The organism is Paraburkholderia sp. WS6, from assembly GCF_030464835.1.
Classification (GTDB): domain Bacteria; phylum Pseudomonadota; class Gammaproteobacteria; order Burkholderiales; family Burkholderiaceae; genus Paraburkholderia; species Paraburkholderia madseniana.
Map to the genome: position 1 here is coordinate 23,717 of NZ_JALQCK010000060.1, position 22,581 is coordinate 46,297.

Sequence of the window (22,581 nt, forward strand, 5' to 3'; positions counted from 1 at the left end):
GTCCAATCCCTCTCTGAGTGTCGACCACGGATGCAAAACTGTTTCCCGAGGTGGATTAGAAAATAGAGAGGCTACTGCCAATGGCGTTACCTAGGAGGAACGATGCTCCCGCTCATTCTTGGACCACGATACAACATCCGCGTCACCTGCGATGCCAGCCCCAGCAATGACCGAAGTGAATCGACGATAGAAGTCAATCCGACCAATCCGTACAACATGGTCGCGTCGTCCAAACGGTTCACCGACCCGCACACCTATGCGTTCTCGCTCGCCGCGTATTCGACATTCGACGCGGGTCGATCGTGGCAGGAGGCTGCGCCCCTCGGGCTCCTCGCGGGCTGGGACGGCGTTTCGGATCCGACGGTCGTCTTCGATGATGTCGGAGGCGCGTATCTCGTCGCTCTTCCGTTTCAGGGACCCGAGCCGATGGCCATCGCCGTGTACAAGTCTACGGACGGTGGTTTGACCTGGTCCGCTCCGAACCTCATTCACTCGGCGCCTGGCGATGACAAGCAGTCGGCCGCAGGCGATACCAATCCCGGCAGCCCCTATCATGGCCGTGTTTACGCTGCCTGGGACGGTCCGGGTGGACTGCTCTTCGGGCGCACGATCGACTACGGAACCAGCTGGCGTGGGACCGGAGCGAACCCGGTCGGAACGTCGCTTGCTCCGGCATCGTTCGGACCCCAGGTCGTCGTGGCCGCGGACAGTAACGTCTACATCTTCTTCATCGCCGGCGCCGACATTCAGTTCGTCAAATCCACCGATGGCGGGGATTCGTTCTCGAACCCGGCCACGGTTGCGAGCGGAATCACGGGCTTGCCCGGCCAGCTACCTGGTGGCACTTTCCGGACGCCCACGGTAGCGACGGCCTGTGTCGGCGTCAATGCGACCGACCTGGTTGTTGCCTGGGCCGACTATCGACAGGGAGTCGCCCGCATCTACTATGCGCGCTCCAACAATGGCGGAGCCGTCTGGCAGGCGGGCAGTGGCTCCGGCATGCCGCTGATGAGCGGCGGCGCTGTCTCTGCCCCTGATCAGCACGAGTTCCAGCCGCAGCTTGCCTGCACGCCACAGGGGGACGTCGGCTGCGATTTCTATCTCTTCGGGCCGAAGGGCGGCGGCACGACACCGCTGATCGACGTTGTCCTGACAGCGTCGGCCGACAACGCGGCAACCTTCGTCGATCGGGCCACGGTGACCGAGATGCCGTGGGACCCCACAGTGGATGCCGTCTGGGCGCACGGAGATCCCAACGTCACCTTCATTGGCGATTACTTCGGTCTGGCCGCGAGCCTGCTCGGGTTCTTCCCGTTCTGGATGGACACTCGCACCGGTACCCAGGAAATGTTCACTGCGCGTGTCGCGGTCCGTCCCGCGAACGTCTACATCAGGGACTCCTCGAGCGACACTGGAACTGTCCCGTCACCCGGCAATCACTGGGAGGCTCCGGATCTGATCGTGCGCCGGCAGCAGGACGGCAATGCTGTCTGGGTCGATCAGGATCTGCTGCGCGACGGTGTGACGGATCATTTCATCTACGGCAAGATCAGCAACCTCGGGCCCAATCCCGCGGAGAACGTCACGCTCGCGGTCACCGTGGGCAACTATCCCGCACTCGATGCGCTGCCCGGTCTGGAGTTTCGCTATCCGCAGGACTGGTATCCGGGCGACTGGCAGACAGCAGCGGTCCAGCAGAGGCACCTGTACCTCGGTGAGAGTGCGCCGATGAATCTGGCAGTGGGCGCCACCCGTATCTTCGGACCCATTCGCTGGCCAGCCGCCCAGATTCCTCAGGAGGGCACCTGGCACCCATGCCTCCTGGCCGAGGCGCGCGGGGACAACAACGACTCCGCAGGCGGGCTTGATGGTGCGCCCCTGCTGGTCTCGCCCGGCACGTGCGACTACGGCAGCTACTTCTGGGGCGACAACAACGTCTGTCAGCGCAACCTGTCCTATGCACATGTCTTCGCTGATGCCGAGAGCCTGATCGAGTTGCCCTTCATCATCGGCAGCCCGTACAGCCATACAAAGCTCATCGAGGTCTTCGTCCAAAAGGGCCACCGGCTCGAGGACGTTCCGATGATTCTTGAAGTGCTTCCGCCCAGGAAGGGGGAGAAGCCGCCTGTACCTGACGGGAATCACATGCACGGCGCCAAGCTTACTGGCAAGCATTGGAACCTGACCCATCGAGTGGCCGGAGTCGGCTTTGCGGTTGAACCAGGGCAGACGGTTCGCCTGAAGCTATCGGTCAAGCTTCCCACGGCATTCGATCTCGACGCGCCGACAAAGCTGACCATCTTCCAGCGCAATGACGGCCATGTCACCACCGGCAGCGCTACCCTGGAACTCGTTCGCGGCCATGCCGAGCACGCGAGCCACGAACCGAAACAACGTGCTTCTTCGGCGCGCAAAAAGGGGTGATGACGCCACGTACCATCGGCCTCCCGCTCTTACTGCGTGCACGTTACAAAATCGGCCTGCCCGCATCGTTGACTACACATGATTTTGTGAAGCACCTTTTCCCAGCTGGGTTGATCGAGCCGGGCTGTCGGGCTCCACTGGCCAGCCGTTACCGTCCGGGACCTTTTCATGGTTCTGGTCACGTCTTCGTGACCAGAACCATGAATGGAGGTTTCGCGGCGGACAATCACTCGACCTTTCGAAGAACCGATAAGGGGGGATCATGTCGAATATCCAGGTCACGCACGATTCGAGCGTGAACAACGCGAGAAGCGAAAGCAATATCGTCGTCAATCCCAATAACCCGAAACAGATCGTGGCGGGATCCAAGAAGTTCCGGGACATTCACAACTACGACTTCATTCTGGCCACCGAATACTCCACGGATGGCGGCCTCTCATGGCATGATTCTGCCGCCCTAGCGCTACCCGGCTTTACGCTTCTCACCGACCCTGCGCTTGCTTGGGACGATGTGGGAAACGTTTATCTGGTGGGTCTGTCGGGCAACAATCCGCCGACCTTCGACACTGTCGGTATCGTGATCTACCAGTCGTCGGATGGTGGACAGACCTGGAGCGCTCCGCTGCCGATCCACAACAGCGCTGGCGATGACAAGCAGTGGGCGGCAGGAGACACGAATCCGTCGAGTCCGTTTCGCGGCCGTGTCTATGCAGTCTGGGACGACGGATCCGACATGCGGTTCGCACGCACCACAGACCATGGCGCGACCTGGATCGGTGCGGGACCTGGCGTGACGCCCGCCGGCACGGTGCTCGTCAATGATTCGTTTTCACCGGACATAAGAGTCGCGGCCAACGGTGACATCTATATCGCCTGGATCGCGGGAAGCGAGATCAAGATGATCGTGTCGACGGACGGGGGCGACAGTTTTGCGCCGGCGGTATCGCCGGCCACGGGCGTGACGACGCTCAATGCCGGATTGCCGGCGCCTCATGGGTGGCCGGTGTTTCCGGGCGGAAACTTTCGCGTGCTGACGATCCCATCGGTCAGCGTCTTCGGGAGCACGGTCGCCGTGGCATGGGCCGACTTCCGCGAAGGCGTGTCCCGTATCTACTGCGCAGTGTCGCCTGACGGTGGCGCTAGCTGGCCCACCGGTCTCTCGGGAAAGCCGTTGCTGGCAGGACCGCTACCCTCGGGTTTGCAGCACTTCCACCCGCAGATCGTCACTGATCCCAACGGCGTGATCGGGTGCGCCTTCTACGAGTTCGGACCCAAGCCATCGACGCCACTCATCGATGTGATGATTGCCCAGTCGGTTGATGGCGGGATCTCGTTCGATCGTGCCACCGTGACGGACCAGCCATGGGATCCGGCCATCGACGCACCGTGGTCCCATGGAGATTCCAACGTCACCTTCATCGGTGACTACTTCGGGCTGGACGCCAGCACGCGGGGATTCTATCCGCTCTGGACGGACACCCGGACTGGTATCCAGGAACTCTGGACCGACATCGTGCCGGCCCGTGTACAGGTCAGGATTCCACCCGGCCTGTATGGGCAGGTCGCCCAGATTCTGGACGGCATCATTCAGGACGGCGGTGGCGACGAGATCGTGGGCGGGCATATCGTACATATTCCGCCCTGGGGACCCGAACTGGATATTCTGCTGGGTGTCGCGATCCAGCGGATCGCCACGCTTGTCGCCAGTCCCGGGGGTATCGGCATTCAGAGAGCAGCCATGGCCATGGTGGCGCATGTAGCTCAACAGGAAGTCAAGCGTCTTGAAGGCAAAGGATAGGCGACCAGCGCGAAGTGTGAAGATTCGCCAACGTGCTGACGTCTGTCGTCACGGCGGCTGCATATCGGCGTCCGCATTTTCGCGCGATGCAAGACTACCTCGGATAGACGTGCGCAGCTGTGCGTCAGCGTGAGCGGCGTGCACGATCCACCGTATCGACGGCGGTGGATCGCGTTGCGTTGGTGGCGGTGCGCTTCAGATCTGACAGGCGCGATCGAGTCGGCCCGTTTGTGCAGGCGCGAGCCAGCCGTGCGGATCCGTGAACAAGCGCGCACGAAAAGGATAGGGAGCAACGGCCAACATTCAGGTGACTCTCGGCGCCAGTCGGAGCGACGCAAGAAGTGAAAGCAGTATCACCATCAACCCCAACAATCCGCTGCAGTTGGTTGCAGCGTCTAGAAAGTGCAAAGACATCGCCGCCTATGAGTTCACCTCAGCGACGGTCTACTCCACCGACGCCGGGGTCACGTGACACGATTCGGAGAATCTGGCAACGCCTGGCTGGACTGGCGTTTCCGATCCGGTGCGTGCGCGGGACTATACCTTGAGTCAGACGCCTTTGCCGCGATGAACCATGACATTGAGATGTTCGGTAATGCAGCGTTCAGCAATCGTCGACTTTACTCGGAGTGGGTCGCATTCAGTTGGACGCGATCGGCTTCTGGTACGCGTGTAACAAGTCGTCCGCGGTAGCCATCGAACCGCACCTAGTGCGGCCAAAGCGCGGCTGGGTGCGATGACCGCATCTCGTTCGCGAATCGGCATCTCGCTCCTGAGGGGAACGTCACGATCATTCGTGTTTCTCAATCCGGAGTGTGCAACGCCACTCGTCGCCGGAATGCTCCGACTCACGCATACGGTGAAGAGTAAACATGTCGATTTGCACCCGCGACGAAGCACCAGCTTTCACGGTAGAACGCAGCTGGAACAATGTGCTGATCGTTACGTTTGCCACATGATCGACCTCGCGAAGAGACGTTCTGGCGGCTACTAATCTCTCGCGAGCCGGACGCGCCTTTATTGTCCTGAAGCGTTCAGCTGTCCCCTCGCTCGCCACCATTTTTCCGCCTGCTGGAATTGCATCCGGTTGCGCGCCATCAAGTCCGGGCTGGCCGGGTAGCGAACGTTCCCAATCGGTATTGAGCCCGCTTCTTCCGCTTGCAGCAATTCCGTGCGGACCTGTTCCCGCGTTTTGCCATGAGCGGCTGCCCCTGCGCTGACGACCGTCCCGGTGTCTTGCGCGGGGTTGGCAGCTACCGTCGGCTCAGATGCGCGGGTGACCTCAACCTCTGCCAGTAACGGAGCAGACGTGGACGCCGCGTTGACATACGGATGCCAGTCCGGTTGTGGGAGACGGGGAGGAGTGGCAATGGCGGATACGGACGCTGACAGCAGTAGCGTCGCGAAGACTGAACGATTGAGCAAGGTAGTGAGTTTCATGGTTGGTTCCTTGAATGTCTGAAAGACGTCGCGCGTTAATACGCCGCGACGGCGATGCGCGGTCCTCTCGTGAAGGCACGTGCCGGCGCGGACCTTCGCGCCCGGACAAGTTGTGGCGACCGCGCGACTTACGGGTCGTCGACATGCGTCGACCCGGAGCGCCGCCGACTCTCCGACCGTGCGAACGGCCGCGTTCATCGGCTCAGCTCCGGGGTCATGACAGTGCGCCCGTTACTGGTCCGAAGCGGTGAGCTGTCCGCCCGCCTTCCACGCCTGCTCGATCTGCTGGAATCGCACGCGGTTGCGAGCGACCGTCTCGGCGCTGGGCGGGTAGTCGTTCCTGCGAACGGGCACAAGGCCAGCTTCTTCGGCCTGCAGTAACTCCGCGCGGACCTGCGCCCGGGTCTTGCCGTGGGTGACTTGGTCATCGGCGACGGGTGCGGTATCCGCCGCGAGCGGGACGGCCCGCTCGGTGTTCGCCGAAACGTGCTCGACGCGCGAAGCAGGTGACGAATAGGGGGTGGGGCCGGAGCCACGGGGGCCACCGCCACCACCGGCAAAGGCCGTAACGGAGGCAGAAAGGAGCAATGTCGCGAGGACCGTGCGGTTCAGCAGGATAGTAACTTTCATGATCGATTCCATCAGAAGTAAGGAAAACAGCGTCATGCGCGGATGCGCAGTGACGGAAATCAACGGCGAGAAATGCCTGGAAACGGGCGCGCACAGCCGGGCCTGCAGGCCTTTCCGCCAGGGCTAAACAAACACTGCGATCACCCGGTTTCAGGAGAGCCCGGAGCGTCGACCCGGATCGTGCGAAGGGCGCGATTTCGCACCGACGCGATCGCCAGAGCGATGTCTGGTTCGCCAGATGGCGGCAACGTGTCGGATGTGAGCACGTCCACGCAGGACGGCAGCCGTGCCAGCAATACATGCTGTCGCGCACGGCGAATGACCACGAGGTGGGAAGGGCATGGAGGCCTCCGAACGGGTGAGCGGGATCGCGTGCCAGCTTGCGCAAGGCACGACCAACGTTCAGCCGTCAGGGGCTACGTGCGAAAAACCTGGAACAGGATTCGAGGAGGGGGAGGCGCCGATATCATGATCGGCTCGAACTGCGCGGGCAGGTGCTGCTGGACGGCCAGTTCGGGTATCGCGGAGCCGCCCCAGATGAGCGGCAGCCAGGCGAGCGGTGACGGCGCCGGTTGTCCGGCATGATCAGGCTGGGCCGAATTGTCGCAGTGAGCATGGCAAACCGCGGCAGTGTGATGATCGCGGAGATCACCGTGTCCATCAGAGGCGACGGCCGTTACCGTCTGGTGTGTCGACGTGGAATGCGGTGTTGTTGCGCAGGCATACGCCGCGACCCACATCTGGCTGAAGAACAGCGCGATGAGCAGCGTTATGACAGTAAACGTACGCTTGGTGCGGCGGCGCATGAGTCGGGTCAGGCCTCGCGTTGGGGGAGGGTCAACGCACCCGGCACGCCGGCAAACCATCGCGTGGGACATGCGAATTCGCTTGCAGCAGGTCCGGCCATCCGGTCCCCGGATTGCACAGTCGTCGCCTTCATTGTTATCGCACTCTGCATTATTTTCATCTCTTGGGGCGGCATGATTGCCGTGATTCTGGCCATCCGGATCGCCCTCGAAGAGGGCAACGCCGACTGATGACATTCACAGGCGTCCACTGTCTTGCCGTGCCTGCACACCGCGTAATCGAACGATGGAGCGGAGTCTAGACACTCCCACCGCTGGAGTGTCAAGGGGGCAGGTCAAGGTCTTTTTTGATGGGGCAATTCCCTCAAAAAACCTTGACATTCCCGTAACTGGAAGGTCTAGAGTGAAATCAGGTTGGAACGGCGCAGGACGCAAACGGCGTCGCGGGCTTTCCCTCGGGTCGCTCTGTCGGAGCGTGGGGCGCATAGCGTTTAAATGCCGCTCCGGCGATGTTGTTAGCAAGCCGCGGCAATGGAATAGGTGAGGTGTGGAATGAATATCGGACAGGCGGCCAGCGCATCGGGTGTTTCGGCAAAGATGATCCGATACTACGAAAGTATCGACCTGGTACAGGTCGCTGCGCGATCCGACAGTGGTTACCGGACGTACGGTGACAGCGACGTTCACGTGCTGCGTTTCATCCGGCAAGCACGCACGCTGGGATTCCCCATCGAGCAGATCAGGCAACTGCTTTCGTTATGGCAGGATCGGGATCGCGCGAGCGCGGAAGTCAAGGCGATCACGACACGGCACATCGGCGAACTGGACGCCCGCATTGCCGAGCTCGTCATAATGCGCGACACGCTCTCCTATCTCGCGCGGCATTGCTCGGGCGACAGACGGCCTCACTGTCCGATTCTGGAAGGGATCAGCCGCCCCGATATCCGGCAGATACTGGATCATAAAACCGCCGACCGCGGTGCGGCGCTCGCATCATGATGCGAGTCCGGGTACAAGCATCGCCTGATTGAAGTCATTATTCTGAGTCTGAACCGACACGTGAAACACGCCGTTAAATTGATACTGTATCTGCTGATCGCCTGGCTGCCCCTGGCGGGCTTTGCCGCGTCGGTATCAATTTGTCCGGATATGTCAGGCGCTATGAGCGCATCGCCTACGACGATGCACCAACCGGCAGTGCAGCATACGGCAGCCCCGGCTGGCGCGACCCACGCGGCCACTCCCGTATCAACCATGCACCAGTCCGATTGCCACGGCAGTATCGGCAGCGCTGGCTGCAATCTTGCAGCGATCCCGGCACCCCTGGTGGCGGTGGTCGCCGCCACCGCTATGCCCGTCTACGCGTCATTCGACGCCGCACTTCTTCCGCAATTCATCCCCGACCTTCCGCAGCGCCCCCCTCAGGTTCTGTAGCTCCCTTCGCTGGCATTGGGCGTCAAGACGGTACGCAGGCGTCAACGCGCGCGTACGTCCTCGAGCCGGCACGGTGACATCTCGGCTTGCCGGATTCAGCCAGAGATATTCGTCCGATGCCACGGGGGGTGGACACACGAACTTCAGTTCTCGATTTCTGGAATAACCAAGGAGATTGATATGCATACCAAATACGTGGCTGCTGTGTTGCTCGCCCTTGCGCTGTTGGGGACGAGTGGTTTCAGCTCGGCGGCAGGAACACCGCCATCGGGCATGCACGATCATGGCGGCGCCATGATGGGCGGGGGAATGATGAGCGGTGAGATGATGCGCAGCTGCCCGATGATGGGGCAGCTCCCTCCTGGGAACGAAAGACTCGCCATGCAGATGCACGGGGAAATGATGAAGGCGATGGGCGACATCATGCTCAAGTACGCCGACAAGATCCAGACCCCACCCGCGAAATGACTCGGTAGTGCCTGTTGATTCGGGCAATCGCCGGGCTTTGATTTAGGAGCAATACCATGAAATGCACGAAAACAATGGTTATCACGGGCGTCGCCATGCTGGCTGTCCTGGCGCTCGCCTACGCGGCATTGCCGCAATTCCGGACGTTGGTGCTGGGCCTCGGTCCCTACCTGCTGTTCCTTCTGTGCCCGCTCTCCATGCTTTTCATGATGAAGGGCATGCACTCCAACAAGGACGATCATCGATCGCCTTCGAGCGACACGGCGCAGGATCGGCAGCCCCAATCGCGTATCACCAAGTAGCGATACGCGACGGCTGCCGTGCCGTGCTGGGCGAATGCGCCATCGCGTGCGTTCACCCCGGCAAGAACGCCCATGCGGCATGCTCTCATGACCGCATTGGGAGTACGCGCACGTCGCCGCCTGAACTTTCTCATGACGATGCGGCAGATGTACAACCGGCACATGCAAGACAGGCACGCTCTGGCAGCGAGAGGCCTGGCAGCGTCAGCGTCGTGGGCAATGCACTTCTTCTCAAGTGGTGGCGCTCGCCGAGTGAACGCCACGAACGCGTTTAAATCTATGGATAACCATTGGAGGGGAACAACCATGAACATTGGAGACGCCGCCAAGGCCACTGGCATGTCGGTCAAGATGATCCGGTACTACGAAAGTATTGACCTGATTCAGCCGCACGGGCGCACCGATAAAGGCTATCGGATCTACAAGGATAGCGACGTTCACGTCCTGCGTTTCATCCGGCAAGCGCGCTCGCTCGCCTTTCCCATCGAACACGTCCGGCAGTTGCTGGCCCTGTCGCGCGACGAGGACCGGGCCAGCTCCGACGTCAAGGCCGTTGCCTTGAAACACATCGCGGAACTCAACGCCCAGATAGCCGAATTGACGTCCATGCGCGATTCGCTCGATCAACTCGCGCAGCAATGTGCGGGCGACAGCCGGTCAAGCTGCGCGATTCTGCAAGGCATACAACGGATCGAGGCGGACAACGTCCGCCCCGTTGATTCGGAAACGGATACTTTCATACACGATCGCCGTCCAATGGGCTGAGCATCCTTCCTCCCGACCGCTGGTCGCGTCAATACGTGACAAGACCCACATGCTGGCGTAAAACTGGAGAGCAAGATCATGCAGTTCTCAGTCGATGATATGACCTGTGAGCATTGCGCGCGCGCAATCACGGAGGCCGTGAGGGAAGCAGACCCCGCGGCTTCGGTCACCGTGGATGTTGGTGCGAAATGCGTGACCATCATTTCCGACGTGTCGTCCGGTGAGATGGTCAGAGCCATTTCGGATGCTGGCTATACAGCCGTGATCCGAGCCGGGTAATAGCCGGGTATCGCCGTAGTCGGCGGTTCCCGGCGAAATTCTCATGACGCCGCGGTCACGGGATGGTCATTTCGTTGGAACTGTCGCAACGAATGCTATTGCCGAATATTCGTGATTCTCAACCCGGAGTGCCCGCTGTTTCGCGGCATGGTTACTCCGATTCATACACGTAGTGGAGGTTTGACATGTCGATCCGCATTGGCGAGGAAGCGCCCGATTTCACGGCCGAGACAACTGAAGGAACGATCCGGTTTCACGAGTGGATCGGAGACAAGTGGGCTATTCTGTTCTCGCATCCAAAAGATTTCACCCCCGTTTGCACCACCGAGCTGGGATACATGGCCGGTCTGAAGCCGGAATTCGACAAGCGCAACACCAGGATTATCGGACTCAGCGTCGATCCCGTCAGCGACCATCAAAAATGGGTCGGTGACATCGAAGAAACCCAGGGGCACGCGGTTAACTATCCGATGATCGGCGACGCGGACCTCACGGTCGCGAAGCTCTACGACATGATTCACCCGAACGCGAGCGGCGGACAGCGAAGCGCAGCAGACAATGCCACGGTACGTGCAGTGTTCATCGTCGGGCCCGACAAGAAGGTCAAGGCCATGTTCGTCTATCCGATGAGCGCCGGCCGCAATTTTGATGAGGTGCTGCGCCTGCTCGATGCTCTGCAACTGAACGCGAAACACTCTGTTGCTACTCCGGTAAACTGGAAGCCGGGCGACGACGTCATCATCCCGACGTCCGTTTCCGATGAAGACGCCAGGAAGAAGTATCCGCAGGGCTTCAAGACGCTCAAGCCGTATTTACGGGTTGTAGCGCGCAGCCGAAGTAGGTGAAATCAGACGCACGGTGAGGCGCGGGCGCCGGGGATATCGATGCCCTTTGGGACCGGCGGTGCCCAACGCGTGCACGCGCCCCAAGTAGTACCAAAGGCGGTTCGACGATTGCGGGACGAGCGCACCTCGGACACGCGTCGCTGTATGGGAGAGGGGAGACAGGACATGGGCTTCTACCGCAATGTCGTTCTACCGCATCTTTGCGATCTCGCGATGCGCAATACGTTCCTTGGGCCCTACCGGGAGCGGGTCATCGGTAGGGCCCAAGGCACGGTGCTCGAGATCGGTGCGGGGTCAGGCCTGAACTTGCCGCTGTACGAAGCGGGCGTGAGAGAGGTTCTCGCACTCGAGCCCGATCCTAGGCTCATGGCTATGGCGCGGCGCAACGCGAAGCAGGCGAGGCGACCGGTGACTTTTCTGGACGCTTCGGCAGAAGCCATCCCGCTGGAAGACAGAAGCGTTGATACGGTCGTCACCACCTGGACCCTTTGCACGATCCCGGAGGCGCTTCGTGCGCTGGAAGAAATGCGCCGCGTGCTGAAACCAGACGGGCACCTGCTCTTCGTCGAGCACGGTCTCGCGCCGGACGAACGCGTGTGTAAATGGCAGAACCGCTTGACGCCCGCCTGGAAGTGCATCAGCGGCGGTTGCCATCTGAATCGGCCTATTGCGCTCATGATTGAGAGCGGCGGCTTCGTCATTGACCACCTCGACACGGGTTACGCGCCCGGCCCGAAGTCGATGAGCTTTCTGTACGAGGGACGCGCTCGACCCAACCGATAGCCTGTTCCCCGCAGCGGGCGTTCGGCGAGAAAAGAGACGCGCGAGCATGACGCTTGCGGGCATGAGCAATGACGTCTCGATTTTGTCCACGAGGTTGTGTCAAACTGTTTTGTCGCAAGATATCTTCTCGGATCGCTTTGAGTTGATATCGTGTCAAACTCTATTTCGAAGGAGCGCGATCACGTGAGTCGCTAGGTGACTGATTTTATTGATTGCGTTGTGTCTAACTCTATTGTTCGTTCACAGATGCGCAGGGCGACGCAGTCCGCGAAACTGAATCCCGCTTTGTCGCGTGGTGGGTGTGGTTTAGGCTGCGCAACTTCGACTACACGGCACATGACCGACGGTCGTGGGTAGAAGACGAATCGAGCTGGCTGCGTTGTGGCGATTTGCCAGCGGCGAAGCGAGTTGGCAAACCATAGGAAAAGGAGCGAAAGCGATGAAGCTATGCAAGGCCCCGGACAACTGCAAGGCATCAGACATTGTTGGAAAGGTCAAATGCTGTCTCGTCGGGCCGCAATGGGAAGAGACCGACAGAAAAATCGTCGGCGATCTAGATTACGCTCGCGAGAAATGCGCGCGGTGTGGATTAACAGACGACCTCCGCTGAGTTTGCGACAATTCCTGAGTATCAGTAGGCAGCGGAAAAGCCGCCACGTGGAATGCCCATAGGCCGCGAGCTGCGCGTCGCCACTCTTTAAACTGGAACAAAACACTATGAAAAAACTAACTCTGGCTGCTGGACTGATGACGGTCGCAATTGCTGCCAAAGCGGAGCTTCCCCCGGACTCTGGATCGGATTGGAGGGCTGTTCAGTGGAGCCCTAACCAAGTGAATGGGCTCTACGTGGATGCGAACTCCATTGCGCTTCGAAACGATGGACGCGTGAGTTACTGGGAGCGCCGCACAGTGACAGCACCGGAAGGCAAAGTTGCTGTGATCGAATATCAGCGCGTCGGTGCGTGTGGTGGCGATTCAACGTGGATTCAGGCGTCACGCCTGTACGACAAAGCGGGTGCGCAAGTCGGATCGCGGTCCGAAACCCCAAAAGTTGCCGTCGCTTTTTCGAGAGAACCTGACGAGCAAGCTGTCCTGGGCGTCGCCTGTTCATTGTTGAAGGCTCGGCCTGTTGCTGGTTAGGTTGGACCGGCTGAATGGTCTCCCACGGGTTCAATCCAGAAAGGACTGCTCAGAATGACGAAAGTGAAGTGGACGTTTGCCGAGATTGTCAAGGAGCTTTCGTGGGGGCAAACCATTGGGGCCAAGATGAACCGTGCTCTTTCAATGCTGGGTGCGTATCCGGGTAACGACAACCTCTGGATACTTGAACCGGTCGAATATCAGATCGCGGCATGCCTCGCCATTCAGCAAGTGGGCGAATAGCCGGGAAACCATAGTGACCGCACAAACCACATTGACTAAAGAGGCGATTAGCCTGCTCAGCACGACACGTCCCGGTGCGGTTCGTACGGCTAACAACATGATTCGGTTTTCGTGCTGTTTCCTGTCACCCGCGTTTGACAGTCCGTTATGTGAGTCGTTGTATGTCGAACTTACCCAGTTGGAAACGGCGGTTCGCGAAGTGCTTGAGGTCGTTTAAATGAGTGAAGAAAAGCGTGGTCGTGGACGCCCAGCGTCCCTGACACCAGAGCGACGACAGGAACAGCTTAGAGCGGGCAAGGTGGCTCACCGCGAGCGTGTGGCCAACGTCGGCAAGGTCCGCCTCGACGCAGCGGTAGAGGCCCGTTCCAAGGCGTTTTTGGAGGCATATCGTAAACAACACGGGCTGCGTAACTTAGGCGCTGCGCTCGATGCGATTCTGGCCGAATATATGTTGACCGGGAAACATAAATAACTGAAAATTCCTCATGGTCGGCGTGCATGTGCCGATAACAGATGCATAGCGAGGAACAGCATGGCTAACGTCGAAAGGACAAAGGCGTTTCGCGAAGAGCTCATCACTCTGGTGAACACACAGATCTCAAGCTGAGTGACCTGTGGACAAGCGAACCAGCTGAGAGTGTTTCAAGCAAAACCCCTGGTAACCGGATCGCCCCTTGATTTGATGAAGATCGTATTTGCCGATGGGGTTAGGCGCGCGTTCGAGCGAGACCCGATTTCCAGGACGTGGGAGAAAGTCTTGGCCATGGATCCAACGATCCGAGATTGACCACGGAAAGGCGGAACTTTCAGACCGATATATTTCAATGCATTTGTTCCACCAGTAGAATAATCAATGGCCAAAGGATTCTATCTATTCGTTTTGAACAAATAGAATCCAATAAAAACGGGGAAATAAGAAGTGATTCAATCATATGCAGTGTCAGGAGCAACGATACGGCGGATGCTCGATCGGGCTGTCATTGTGGCGGTCATGCCGGTGAGCCTTTTTGCCGCGACCTTCGCACATGCGGCTCTGGGCAGCTTTCCTCTCAGCGGCGGAAGTGCTCACGTGCAGTCGGCAGTTCTGGCATCACCCAGAGCAGCGATCAGCGCCCGAAGCTACAGCGCATCGGGCGCCTCGTCGGCAAACAGCGGGGCAACATCTGCATACAGCGTGAACACCGTCACCCTGGAATCGGGAACTGTTGTCCGCGAATTCGTCGCCAAGGCGAACAATTTGGTATTTGCGGTCGCCTGGACGGGCCCGCGTTTGCCAAACCTCGACGTATTGCTGGGAAGCTACTTTAGCCGTTTCTCAAAAGCCAAACTCTCCGACCCGGGTCTTCATTCAGCAGGGCCGTCGCAGCGCGGATTGTCTTCATCCGATCTGGTTGTGCAGTCGTACGGACACGCCGGCGACTTTCAAGGCTATGCCTATCTTCCGGCCGCCGTGCCGTCTGGCGTTTCCCTGTCCGATATCCGATAAGCGAGGACTACCATGAAGAAGATGCTTTTAGCATGGCTGCTGGCACTCGCCATTGCGGGATGTGGTGGCGGTGGTGGCGGCACGGCACCATCGACACAGACTGGCAGCTCAAGCGGCAACTCAACGGTTCAGCAACCTGCGACGACTACGACCGCACTGGCTCAGAACACGGTGGCGGTTACAGTTGACTCGACGTATGCGCAGCTCAACACGCCGTACGTCACGTTGACGGTTTGCGCTCCAGGCACTAGCAACTGCACCACGATCGATCATGTGCTTGTAGACACCGGTTCGACCGGTCTACGCCTGCTGCGCTCAGCTCTTCCTTCGTCTTTGGGGCTTGCGAATTCAACAAACCCGAATACGGGACTGCCGCTTGCTGAATGTTCGGAGTTCGGTTCTGGTCACTCGTGGGGTCCGATTTCATCGGTCGATCTGAAAATAGCCGGTGAAACTGCGTCTTCGCTCCCGATCCAGATCATCGATGACTCATTCGCGACCGTGCCGGCCGATTGTGCAGGCTTTGGTGCGGACATGGCAGCAAACGGCGCACAGTCCCTTGGCGCAAAAGGGATTCTGGGCGTCAGTTCATTGCGGCGGGACTGCAACAGCCTCTGCTTATCAGTCGCGCAGACCATCTATTACGACTGCGTGGGGCAAATCTGCCATGCGGTGACGATGCCGATATCAGACCAGGTGCCGAATCCGGCCACGCGGTTCGCAAGCGACAATAATGGAGTGGTGTTGACCTTTCCTGGTATTCCGGCAACCGGGAGTGCTCTGGTAACGGGGACCATGACCTTTGGTATCGACACGCAACCCGACAACACGATGGCGTCGTCCCTCACGCAGCTGACTCATTCCGATAGCGCTTTGAGCGCTTCGTACGGCGGCCAAACCATGAACGGGATCATCGATAGCGGTTCCGGTGCGTATTTCTTCCCTGACGCGACCATCACACAGTGCCCAACGACGTTCTCATCGCAAGCCTACTATTGTCCGACTTCCGCGTTAACGTTGACGGCTGCCCTTGGCGGGTCAAACGGCAGCATGATAACTGGCGTGACGTTTTCGATCGCCAACGCCATGAGCACGATGGTGAACAACAGTTTCGTGGCTTATAACAACATCGGCGTCGATACGAACCTGTTCGGTCAGGCGTATCTCGACCTGGGTATGCCATTTTTCTACGGAAAGACGATTTATTTCGGAATCCAGAGCAACGACATACTGGATTTGGGAACGATGCCGTATTGGGCGATCCAGTCCTAGCTTTAGGGCCTGTGGCGTAGGTCAATCAGAGAGGGCGCTGCGGTAGCGCGACCTGAAAAAACAAGCCGGGAACCAAGCGATGCATCTTGCGTGGTTTCCCGGCTTGTCAACGCATCGAGTGATTCGTCACCACTTCCACTGGACGCCGACGCGCACACCGTAGTCTTCGGTGTGGGACCCGATTTCACCGTTGACGTTGCCATAGACCGTCGTGCGAGGGGAGACCTGCCACGATGCACCGAGGGAGGCTCGCACAACATCACGATCCGCGGGTGTTGCAAATGCCTTCCAGGATTGGTCGGGGTTGCTCGAGAGTGCGGCCACCACCGAGCGTCCTGTACCGGTCAGGCGATGCTCCCAAGCGAAGCTGGTCTGCATCTGGATAGGGCGGTTCAACAGACTGCCAGAGTTGCCCGTAAACCGGACGCCCAGTACGCTGGATACCATGTTATCGCTGGCATTCTGGACGTTCAGGTCGAACATGTCACTGCCGGTTTCACGGTAGCCGTTCTGTGCGTAATGCGCGGCTCGTACGCCGAGGTAGGGCTGAACGGTGCCGAGAGTAGCTTGCAGGTTAAGCCCGGTTTCACCGTAGACTGCCTCACTGAGGGTATCGAACGAAGCTTTCGCTGTTCCTGAAAGCGGCCCGACAGTGACAGTACGGGACGTGCCGTTGTTCCAGTATCCAACTCCGGCCATACCAAACAGATAGACCGCGGTGTGTTCCGGCGTGTAAGCCCCGTAGACCGCAACCTGCGCACCATTAATGTAGGAATTAGCGTTCCTGTCCGTGAAATCGACCACGTCATTGTTGGCAATCAAGGCGGCGCCGACCCGTGTCGTTGGCTTGATCTGATGGTCGTAGCCAATAGACAGGCTCGCCGATCTGTCCTGCCACGCAGTGGACCCAAGGGAGCCATTCGCGACTGTGCTGTCATGCTCAGCTGCAGCTGACACCCACAACCCGTTCGGCTTGTCGGAGCCTGCTGCAGCCATACGGTCGGCAATTACGCCCTGCGCCTGCGCGACCCGGTCTTCAGCAATCTGGCGCGATACGGCCGACTCATCGCCTGACAACTGATCCAGGGCGTTCGATGCCTCCGGGTTAGACGCGACGAGCAACTGCTTGGTAATGGCGTTTCCAACATTCCCGTTGCCAGCGTAGATCCGGTTGAGCGCGCTGGCGACATTACTTTCGTTGACAGTGGCTCCCGGCAAGACGAATCCCGTTTGCGAGAACGTTGAGTTCGCGCTCAGTTGCATATTGACAAAGCCCGGCTGGTAAGTGAGCACCGGCGTCAGGTAGGCGAGGTTGCTGGTCGGCTGGACGAAACTGCCGGTTTCAGTGCCGGAATAATGCACGAGCGTATAGATGATGCCCGGCGAATAGGCGCCGTCCTGAGCGGTGACAACCATTTTCGTGCCGCTGGCGATCGTGAGGTTACCGGTCACAGTGAGGACGCCGACCTGTCCGCCCTTAACCAGAGTCACGTTGTACGTTGATCCCGTGTCGAACGAGACGTTACCGCTGACGTGCAGGCCTGTGCCAGGAGTATCGGCGATGAGCGTGCTTCCTGGTGTCAACTCAAGCGCTCCAAGTACAGAGCCTGTCCCTCCTATCCTTGATGCGTTGGCCTGCAGATGGTCTGCAACGCCGTCAATGATGGCCTGACCGGACGTGACGGTGATATCGCTGGATGAACCACCGGCCAGAAGGTGCGTGGTGCCGCCGGCGAGAACGTTTGTCGCGCTTGCATACCCGCCGGACGACACTATCTGTGTGCCGTAGACCGTGGTCGAAACCGCGATACCGTTTTTGTCGACGAGCTGGAATGCGCTCGCGTTGACGAGCGTCCCGATCGCGGTGCCCCCAGTCGCCACCTCCTGCGTGCCCCCGCTATTGATCGTCGCAGCGTAGGCATAGCCCTCCGGTGCGCCATCGACGTACTGCAGCCCGCCGTCGTTGACCGTGGTTTGTGTCGACGAACCACCGGCCAGGACCATTTCCGTCCCGCCTGAGCTGACGGCGCCATTGCTTAGTACGCCCCCGCTGGAGACGACGAGCGTACCGCCGCCGAGCACGGTGGAGGAGGAGGCATACCCCTGGACAATGACGTTCTCAGTGCTTCCTTCCCGGATGATTGTATTGATCGAGATCGCCCCCGATGCGACGTTCTCCGAAGCCCCGCTATTGAGCGTGGTGCTGACGGACTCGGCGCCTGACAGGAGATTCTGTTGTCCACCGGACATTACATTCGTACCGATGACGTAGCCGCCGCTGCTAACCGTCTGGACGCCGCCGGCGTTGACCGTGGCATTGACGGCCGATGCGCCGTAGTGAATCAGCTGCTGACCGCCGCTGTTGATGTTTGCGCCTATCGTCGTTCCGGCTGAGCGCACGTCTTCCGTACCGCCGCTATTGATCGTTGTGTTGAGCGATGAGCCGCCAGCAAGCACGCCAAGATAGCCACCGTTTTCGACGACGACACCTGACGCCGTGCCCCTGTTTACCGAGAACGTGCGGGAGGTGCCGGCCGAGACGTATGTGCCCGCCACCTCGGAGAGGGTGGTGAGGCGCAGATCGGCACCATTGTTTTGCACGATGCCGGTTGCAGTTGCGCCATCGGCGATGACGAGCTCGCCTCCGCTGTTGACGCGCGTGTTGACCGCGATACCGGCCGCCAGTACACCCAGGTAGCCGCTATTCTCGATGACAACACCGGAAGCACTGTTGTTCCCGATCGAGAAATGGCTCGAGGTCGCGCCCGACACGTACACGCCAGAGACAAGTGAGAGAGTCGTGGCGCTCATTTCACCGCCTGCCTGTTGCACCACGTTCGTGGCGCTGCCACCCGTGCGGACATCCAGCAGGCCTGCACTTTTGACGAGAACGTCGTTCTGGGACGCTGCGGAAGACACCACGTCGACTGCTCCGCTGTTGACAACAATCTGGCTGACGGTGCCACCGCTACCCGTACTGATGGATCCGCCACTGCTCACGTTGGTGCCACTTGCATTCCCTCCGCTCGATACGGTCAACGTCCCTCCGCTGCTGACGGTTGTGCTTGTCGCGGTGCCGCCGGAGGAGACCACCTCGTTGCCGCCGCTGCTGATGTTCGTGTCGACCGAAGACCCGCCACTCGATATCGTCTGTGTGCCGCCGCTGTCGACCGTGGTGCTGGTCGCCGTGCCACCGGAGGCGACTACCTGGTTGCCGCCGCTGCCGACGGTGGTATCGACCGATGAACCGCCACTCGAAACCGTTTGAGTGCCGCCGCTGCTGACGGTCGTGCTGGTTGCGGTACCACCGGAGGAGACCACCTCGTTGCCACCGCTGCTGACTGTGGTATCGACCGACGAGCCGCCGCTCGAAATTGTCTGGGTGCCGCCGCTGCTGACCGTTGTACTGGTCGCAATGCCACCGGAGGAGACCACTTCGTTGCCACCGCTGCTGACAGTCGTATCGACCGACGAGCCACCGCTCGAAATCGTCAGCGTGCCGCCCCCGCTGACGGTCGTACTGGTCGCGGTGCCCCCGGACGAAACCACTTCGTTGCCGCCACTGCTGACCGTTGTGTCAACGGACGAGCCGCCGCTCGAAATCGTTTGTGTGCCGCCGCTGTCGACCGTTGTGCTGGTTGCGATACCGCCGGAGGAGACCACCTCGTTGCCGCCACTGCTGACGGTAGTATCGACCGATGAGCCACCGCTCGAGATCGTCTGGGTGCCGCCGCTACTGACCGTTGTGCTGGTCGCAATGCCTCCCGAAGACACCATTTCATTGCCGCCGCTACTGACGGTGGTATCGACCGACGAGCCGCCGCTCGAAATAGTCAGAGTGCCTCCGCCGTCAACCGTTGTACTGGTCGCGGTGCCGCCCGACGAGACAATTTCGTTGCCACCGCTGCTGACGGTGGTATCGACCGACGAGCCACCACTCGAAATCGTCTGGGTGCCGCCGCTGTCGACCGTGGTGCTAGTTGCCGTACCACCTGAGGAGACGACTTCGCTGCCGCCGCTGCTGACAGTGGTATCGACCGACGAGCCGCCACTCGAAATCGTCTGGGTGCCGCCGTTGTCAACCGTGGTGCTGGTTGCCGTGCCACCGGAGGAGACGACTTCGTTGCCGCCGCTGCTAACCGTGGTATCGACCGATGAGCCACCGCCTGAGATCGTCAGGGCGCCGCCGGCGTCGACCGTGGTGCTGGTAGCGGTACCGCCGGAGGAGACGATTTCATTGCCGCCGCTGCTGACGGTGGTATCGACTGACGAGCCACCGCTCGAAATCGTCTGCGTACCACCGTTGTCGACCGTCGTGCTTGTCGCCACGCCTCCGGCCGACACCACTTCATTTCCGCCGCTGCTAACCGTGGTGTCGATCGACGAACCGCCGCTTGAAATCGTCTGTGTGCCGCCGCCGTCTACGATGGTGCCGATCGCGGTGCCTCCGGAGGAGACTGTTTCGTTGCCTCCGCTGCTGACAGTGGTACCGATCGACGAGCCGCCGGAGGAGACCACTTCAACGCCTCCGCTGCTGACGGTGGCGTCAATGGACGAGCCTCCGCCCGAAATCGTCTGCGACCCGCCAGCGCTGACCGTCGTGCTGGTCGCCGTGCCCCCGGACGAGACCACTTCATTCCCACCGCTACTGACGGTGGTATCGATCGACGAAGCGCCGCTTGAAATCGTCTGTGTGCCGCCGCCGTCTACAATGGTGCCGATCGCCGTGCCTCCGGAGGAGACGGTTTCGTTGCCGCCGCTGCTGACAGTGGTATCGACCGACGAGCCGCCGGAGGAGACCACATCAATACCTCCGCTGCTGACTGTGGTGTCAACGGACGAACCGCCGTTCGAAATGGTCTGCGTGCCGCCACTGCTGACGGTCGTGCTGATGGCGGTCCCGCCTGAGGAGACGATTTCGTTGCCGCCGCCGCTCACAATCGTGTCAACCGACGAGCCGCCGCTGGATACAATTTCATCACCGCCGCTGTTCACGTGCGTGTTGATGGTGACGCCACCGTTATCGACGATTTGCTGGCCACCGCCGTTGATCGCTGCGTCAACAGCGGATCCTGCTGACAGTACGTGCTGGGTGCCGCTGTTGTTGATCGTGGAACTCGTTGCTACGCCCGCGGATGAGATAGTCTCGGAACCACCGCTATTAATGGTTGTGTCGGTTGAGGTTCCACCTGCGAGGACGGTCAGGGCCCCTCCGTTTTCCACCACCACACCGCTTGCGTTGTTGTCGGCGATTGTAAAAGTGGAGGAAGTGCCGCTGGATACGTAGGTTCCGGATACATTGGCGGAGGTGTTGGTCACGATCGCCGCGCCGCTGTTTTGCGTCACGCCTGTGGCGGTGCCACCTCCCTCTACATCGAGCGCTCCGCCGCTGTTGACGGTGGTATTAGTGGACGAGCCGCCAGTCTGGACCGTTTGTTGGGCACCACCGCTTACGGTGGTACCGGTTGCTGCGCCACCGCTGCCGACCGTCTGCTGGCCACCGGCATCAAGCGTCGTGCTTACCGCCGTGCCGCCTGACGAGACGACCTCGTTGCCACCGCCACTGACCGTCGTATCGATCGACGAACCGCCGGCGACGATGGTTTGTGTGCCACCGCCCTCGACGGTTGTGCCGCTGGCGATCCCACCTGCCGATACGACTTCACTGCCGCCACTATCAACGATCGTGCCGGTGGAAGCGCCGCCGCTCGAAACGTTCTCGATTGCGCCGTTCCCGACAGTGGTACTTGTGGCGCTGCCGCCTGACAGAACCGTTTCGGTACCTCCGCTATTCAGGATGCTGCCGATAGCAGAGCCGCCGCTCTGGACAGTCTGGGTCCCGCCGCTGTTGATGGTCGCATCGACAGCTGAGCCACCGTTCGCAACGGTCTGGCTGCCACCGTTGTCAATGGTTGTGCTGGTAGCCGTGCCGCCTGAGGAGATCACTTCGCGGCCACCGCTACTGACAGTGGTATCGACCGACGAGCCGCCGCTCGAAATCGTCTGGGTGCCGCCGCTGCCGACTGTCGTACTGGTCGCAATGCCACCGGAGGAGACCACTTCGTTTCCTCCGCTACTGACCGTTGTATCAACCGACGAGCCGCCGCTCGAAATCGTCAGCGTGCCGCCCCCGCTTACGGTTGTACTGGTCGCGGTGCCCCCGGCCGAAACCACTTCGTTGCCGCCGCTGCTGACGGTCGTGTCGACCGACGAGCCACCATTCGAAATCGTTTGTGTGCCGTCGCTGTCGACCGTAGTGCTGGTGGCGGTGCCCCCGGACGAAACCACTTCGTTGCCGCCACTGCTGACAGTCGTATCGACCGACGATCCGCCGCTTGAAATTGTCAGGGCGCCACCGTTGCCGACTGTCGTACTGGTCGCAGTGCCGCCGGAGGAGACGGTTTCGTTGCTGCCGCTGCTGACGGTGGTATCGACTGACGAGCCACCGCTCGAAATCGTCTGGGTG

At 60.2% G+C, this 22,581-nt stretch carries 19 protein-coding genes and 1 pseudogene; 16 read left to right on the forward strand and 4 right to left on the reverse strand.

The features are described from left to right. Positions 1–102: 102 nt before the first annotated feature. The gene (locus tag M0D64_RS40960) at positions 103–2,424 is read left to right on the forward strand and encodes a sialidase family protein (protein ID WP_266242203.1); all 2,322 of its coding nucleotides are present in this window, start codon (positions 103–105) and stop codon (positions 2,422–2,424) included. A gap of 262 nt (positions 2,425–2,686) precedes the next feature. Beyond that, a complete protein-coding gene (locus tag M0D64_RS40965) occupies positions 2,687–4,222 on the forward strand; it encodes a sialidase family protein (protein ID WP_266242205.1) in 1,536 nt (511 codons plus the stop codon). A 1,017-nt stretch (positions 4,223–5,239) separates the two neighbouring features. Here the strand turns inward: M0D64_RS40965 and M0D64_RS40970 are convergent. Together M0D64_RS40970 and M0D64_RS40975 are read right to left on the reverse strand one after the other, a co-directional pair. Continuing rightward, on the reverse strand, positions 5,240–5,662 hold the full coding sequence (locus M0D64_RS40970) for a DUF4148 domain-containing protein (RefSeq protein WP_266242206.1): 423 nt from the start codon (positions 5,660–5,662) through the stop codon (positions 5,240–5,242). Between the two features lie 231 nt (positions 5,663–5,893). Further along, entirely contained in the window at positions 5,894–6,292 is a 399-nt protein-coding gene (locus tag M0D64_RS40975; RefSeq protein WP_266242207.1) for a DUF4148 domain-containing protein, read from the reverse strand. Between M0D64_RS40975 and M0D64_RS40980 the strand changes: the two genes are divergently transcribed. From M0D64_RS40980 to M0D64_RS41045, 14 genes are all read left to right on the forward strand, one after another. Next, entirely contained in the window at positions 6,291–6,419 is a 129-nt protein-coding gene (locus tag M0D64_RS40980) for a hypothetical protein (RefSeq protein ID WP_266242208.1), read from the forward strand. The genes M0D64_RS40975 and M0D64_RS40980 overlap by 2 nt on opposite strands. Before the next feature lie 487 nt (positions 6,420–6,906). After that, entirely contained in the window at positions 6,907–7,329 is a 423-nt protein-coding gene (locus tag M0D64_RS40985) for a hypothetical protein (protein WP_266242209.1), read from the forward strand. A gap of 321 nt (positions 7,330–7,650) precedes the next feature. Next, positions 7,651–8,097 (forward strand): Cu(I)-responsive transcriptional regulator, encoded by a 447-nt coding sequence (cueR, locus tag M0D64_RS40990; protein WP_266242210.1) that lies wholly within the window; start codon positions 7,651–7,653, stop codon positions 8,095–8,097. A gap of 615 nt (positions 8,098–8,712) precedes the next feature. After that, a complete protein-coding gene (locus M0D64_RS40995; RefSeq protein WP_266242211.1) occupies positions 8,713–9,000 on the forward strand; it encodes a hypothetical protein in 288 nt (95 codons plus the stop codon). Positions 9,001–9,056: 56 nt separating this feature from the next. After that, positions 9,057–9,302 (forward strand): DUF2933 domain-containing protein, encoded by a 246-nt coding sequence (locus M0D64_RS41000; RefSeq protein WP_266242212.1) that lies wholly within the window; start codon positions 9,057–9,059, stop codon positions 9,300–9,302. Positions 9,303–9,608: 306 nt separating this feature from the next. Then, positions 9,609–10,067 (forward strand): Cu(I)-responsive transcriptional regulator, encoded by a 459-nt coding sequence (gene cueR, locus M0D64_RS41005; RefSeq protein ID WP_266242228.1) that lies wholly within the window; start codon positions 9,609–9,611, stop codon positions 10,065–10,067. Between the two features lie 78 nt (positions 10,068–10,145). Then, positions 10,146–10,346 (forward strand): heavy-metal-associated domain-containing protein, encoded by a 201-nt coding sequence (locus M0D64_RS41010; RefSeq protein WP_266242213.1) that lies wholly within the window; start codon positions 10,146–10,148, stop codon positions 10,344–10,346. Between the two features lie 185 nt (positions 10,347–10,531). Next, positions 10,532–11,191 carry a peroxiredoxin gene (locus M0D64_RS41015; RefSeq protein WP_266242214.1) on the forward strand — a complete coding sequence of 220 codons (660 nt, stop codon included), beginning with the start codon at positions 10,532–10,534 and terminating at the stop codon, positions 11,189–11,191. A 165-nt stretch (positions 11,192–11,356) separates the two neighbouring features. Continuing rightward, positions 11,357–11,974: a class I SAM-dependent methyltransferase gene (locus tag M0D64_RS41020; protein WP_266242215.1), complete on the forward strand. Its 618-nt coding sequence runs from the start codon at positions 11,357–11,359 to the stop codon at positions 11,972–11,974. A 717-nt stretch (positions 11,975–12,691) separates the two neighbouring features. Then, on the forward strand, positions 12,692–13,114 hold the full coding sequence (locus M0D64_RS41025; RefSeq protein ID WP_266242216.1) for a hypothetical protein: 423 nt from the start codon (positions 12,692–12,694) through the stop codon (positions 13,112–13,114). 54 nt (positions 13,115–13,168) lie between these two features. Then, complete coding sequence (locus tag M0D64_RS41030; RefSeq protein WP_266242217.1) at positions 13,169–13,357, forward strand: hypothetical protein; 189 nt, start codon at positions 13,169–13,171, stop codon at positions 13,355–13,357. A 217-nt stretch (positions 13,358–13,574) separates the two neighbouring features. After that, the gene (locus M0D64_RS41035; protein WP_266242218.1) at positions 13,575–13,829 is read left to right on the forward strand and encodes a hypothetical protein; all 255 of its coding nucleotides are present in this window, start codon (positions 13,575–13,577) and stop codon (positions 13,827–13,829) included. 489 nt (positions 13,830–14,318) lie between these two features. Then, the gene (locus M0D64_RS41040) at positions 14,319–14,843 is read left to right on the forward strand and encodes a DUF2844 domain-containing protein (RefSeq protein WP_266242219.1); all 525 of its coding nucleotides are present in this window, start codon (positions 14,319–14,321) and stop codon (positions 14,841–14,843) included. A 12-nt stretch (positions 14,844–14,855) separates the two neighbouring features. Beyond that, positions 14,856–16,115, forward strand: a complete 1,260-nt coding sequence (locus M0D64_RS41045; RefSeq protein ID WP_266242220.1) for a DUF3443 family protein — start codon at positions 14,856–14,858, stop codon at positions 16,113–16,115. 126 nt (positions 16,116–16,241) lie between these two features. Here the strand turns inward: M0D64_RS41045 and M0D64_RS41050 are convergent, their stop codons facing one another. Further along, positions 16,242–19,037 carry an autotransporter domain-containing protein gene (locus tag M0D64_RS41050; RefSeq protein ID WP_266261835.1) on the reverse strand — a complete coding sequence of 932 codons (2,796 nt, stop codon included), beginning with the start codon at positions 19,035–19,037 and terminating at the stop codon, positions 16,242–16,244. Between the two features lie 147 nt (positions 19,038–19,184). After that, a pseudogene (locus M0D64_RS44980) lies at positions 19,185–22,571 on the reverse strand (AIDA repeat-containing protein); the annotation flags it as partial. Between the last annotated feature and the right edge of the window lie 10 nt (positions 22,572–22,581).

What these genes read in the sequence shown, in the direction of transcription:
- M0D64_RS40970 (WP_266242206.1), bottom strand. Translation starts at nt 5,662, where the DNA reads ATGAAACTCACTACCTTGCTCAATCGTTCAGTCTTCGCGACGCTACTG.
- M0D64_RS41035 (WP_266242218.1), top strand. Translation starts at nt 13,575, where the DNA reads ATGAGTGAAGAAAAGCGTGGTCGTGGACGCCCAGCGTCCCTGACACCA.
- M0D64_RS40960 (WP_266242203.1), top strand. Translation starts at nt 103, where the DNA reads ATGCTCCCGCTCATTCTTGGACCACGATACAACATCCGCGTCACCTGC.
- M0D64_RS40980 (WP_266242208.1), top strand. Translation starts at nt 6,291, where the DNA reads ATGATCGATTCCATCAGAAGTAAGGAAAACAGCGTCATGCGCGGATGC.
- M0D64_RS41015 (WP_266242214.1), top strand. Translation starts at nt 10,532, where the DNA reads ATGTCGATCCGCATTGGCGAGGAAGCGCCCGATTTCACGGCCGAGACA.
- M0D64_RS41000 (WP_266242212.1), top strand. Translation starts at nt 9,057, where the DNA reads ATGAAATGCACGAAAACAATGGTTATCACGGGCGTCGCCATGCTGGCT.
- M0D64_RS41010 (WP_266242213.1), top strand. Translation starts at nt 10,146, where the DNA reads ATGCAGTTCTCAGTCGATGATATGACCTGTGAGCATTGCGCGCGCGCA.
- M0D64_RS41040 (WP_266242219.1), top strand. Translation starts at nt 14,319, where the DNA reads ATGCTCGATCGGGCTGTCATTGTGGCGGTCATGCCGGTGAGCCTTTTT.
- cueR (WP_266242228.1), top strand. Translation starts at nt 9,609, where the DNA reads ATGAACATTGGAGACGCCGCCAAGGCCACTGGCATGTCGGTCAAGATG.
- M0D64_RS40995 (WP_266242211.1), top strand. Translation starts at nt 8,713, where the DNA reads ATGCATACCAAATACGTGGCTGCTGTGTTGCTCGCCCTTGCGCTGTTG.
- M0D64_RS40975 (WP_266242207.1), bottom strand. Translation starts at nt 6,292, where the DNA reads ATGAAAGTTACTATCCTGCTGAACCGCACGGTCCTCGCGACATTGCTC.
- M0D64_RS40985 (WP_266242209.1), top strand. Translation starts at nt 6,907, where the DNA reads ATGGCAAACCGCGGCAGTGTGATGATCGCGGAGATCACCGTGTCCATC.
- M0D64_RS41025 (WP_266242216.1), top strand. Translation starts at nt 12,692, where the DNA reads ATGAAAAAACTAACTCTGGCTGCTGGACTGATGACGGTCGCAATTGCT.
- cueR (WP_266242210.1), top strand. Translation starts at nt 7,651, where the DNA reads ATGAATATCGGACAGGCGGCCAGCGCATCGGGTGTTTCGGCAAAGATG.
- M0D64_RS41045 (WP_266242220.1), top strand. Translation starts at nt 14,856, where the DNA reads ATGAAGAAGATGCTTTTAGCATGGCTGCTGGCACTCGCCATTGCGGGA.
- M0D64_RS41030 (WP_266242217.1), top strand. Translation starts at nt 13,169, where the DNA reads ATGACGAAAGTGAAGTGGACGTTTGCCGAGATTGTCAAGGAGCTTTCG.
- M0D64_RS40965 (WP_266242205.1), top strand. Translation starts at nt 2,687, where the DNA reads ATGTCGAATATCCAGGTCACGCACGATTCGAGCGTGAACAACGCGAGA.
- M0D64_RS41020 (WP_266242215.1), top strand. Translation starts at nt 11,357, where the DNA reads ATGGGCTTCTACCGCAATGTCGTTCTACCGCATCTTTGCGATCTCGCG.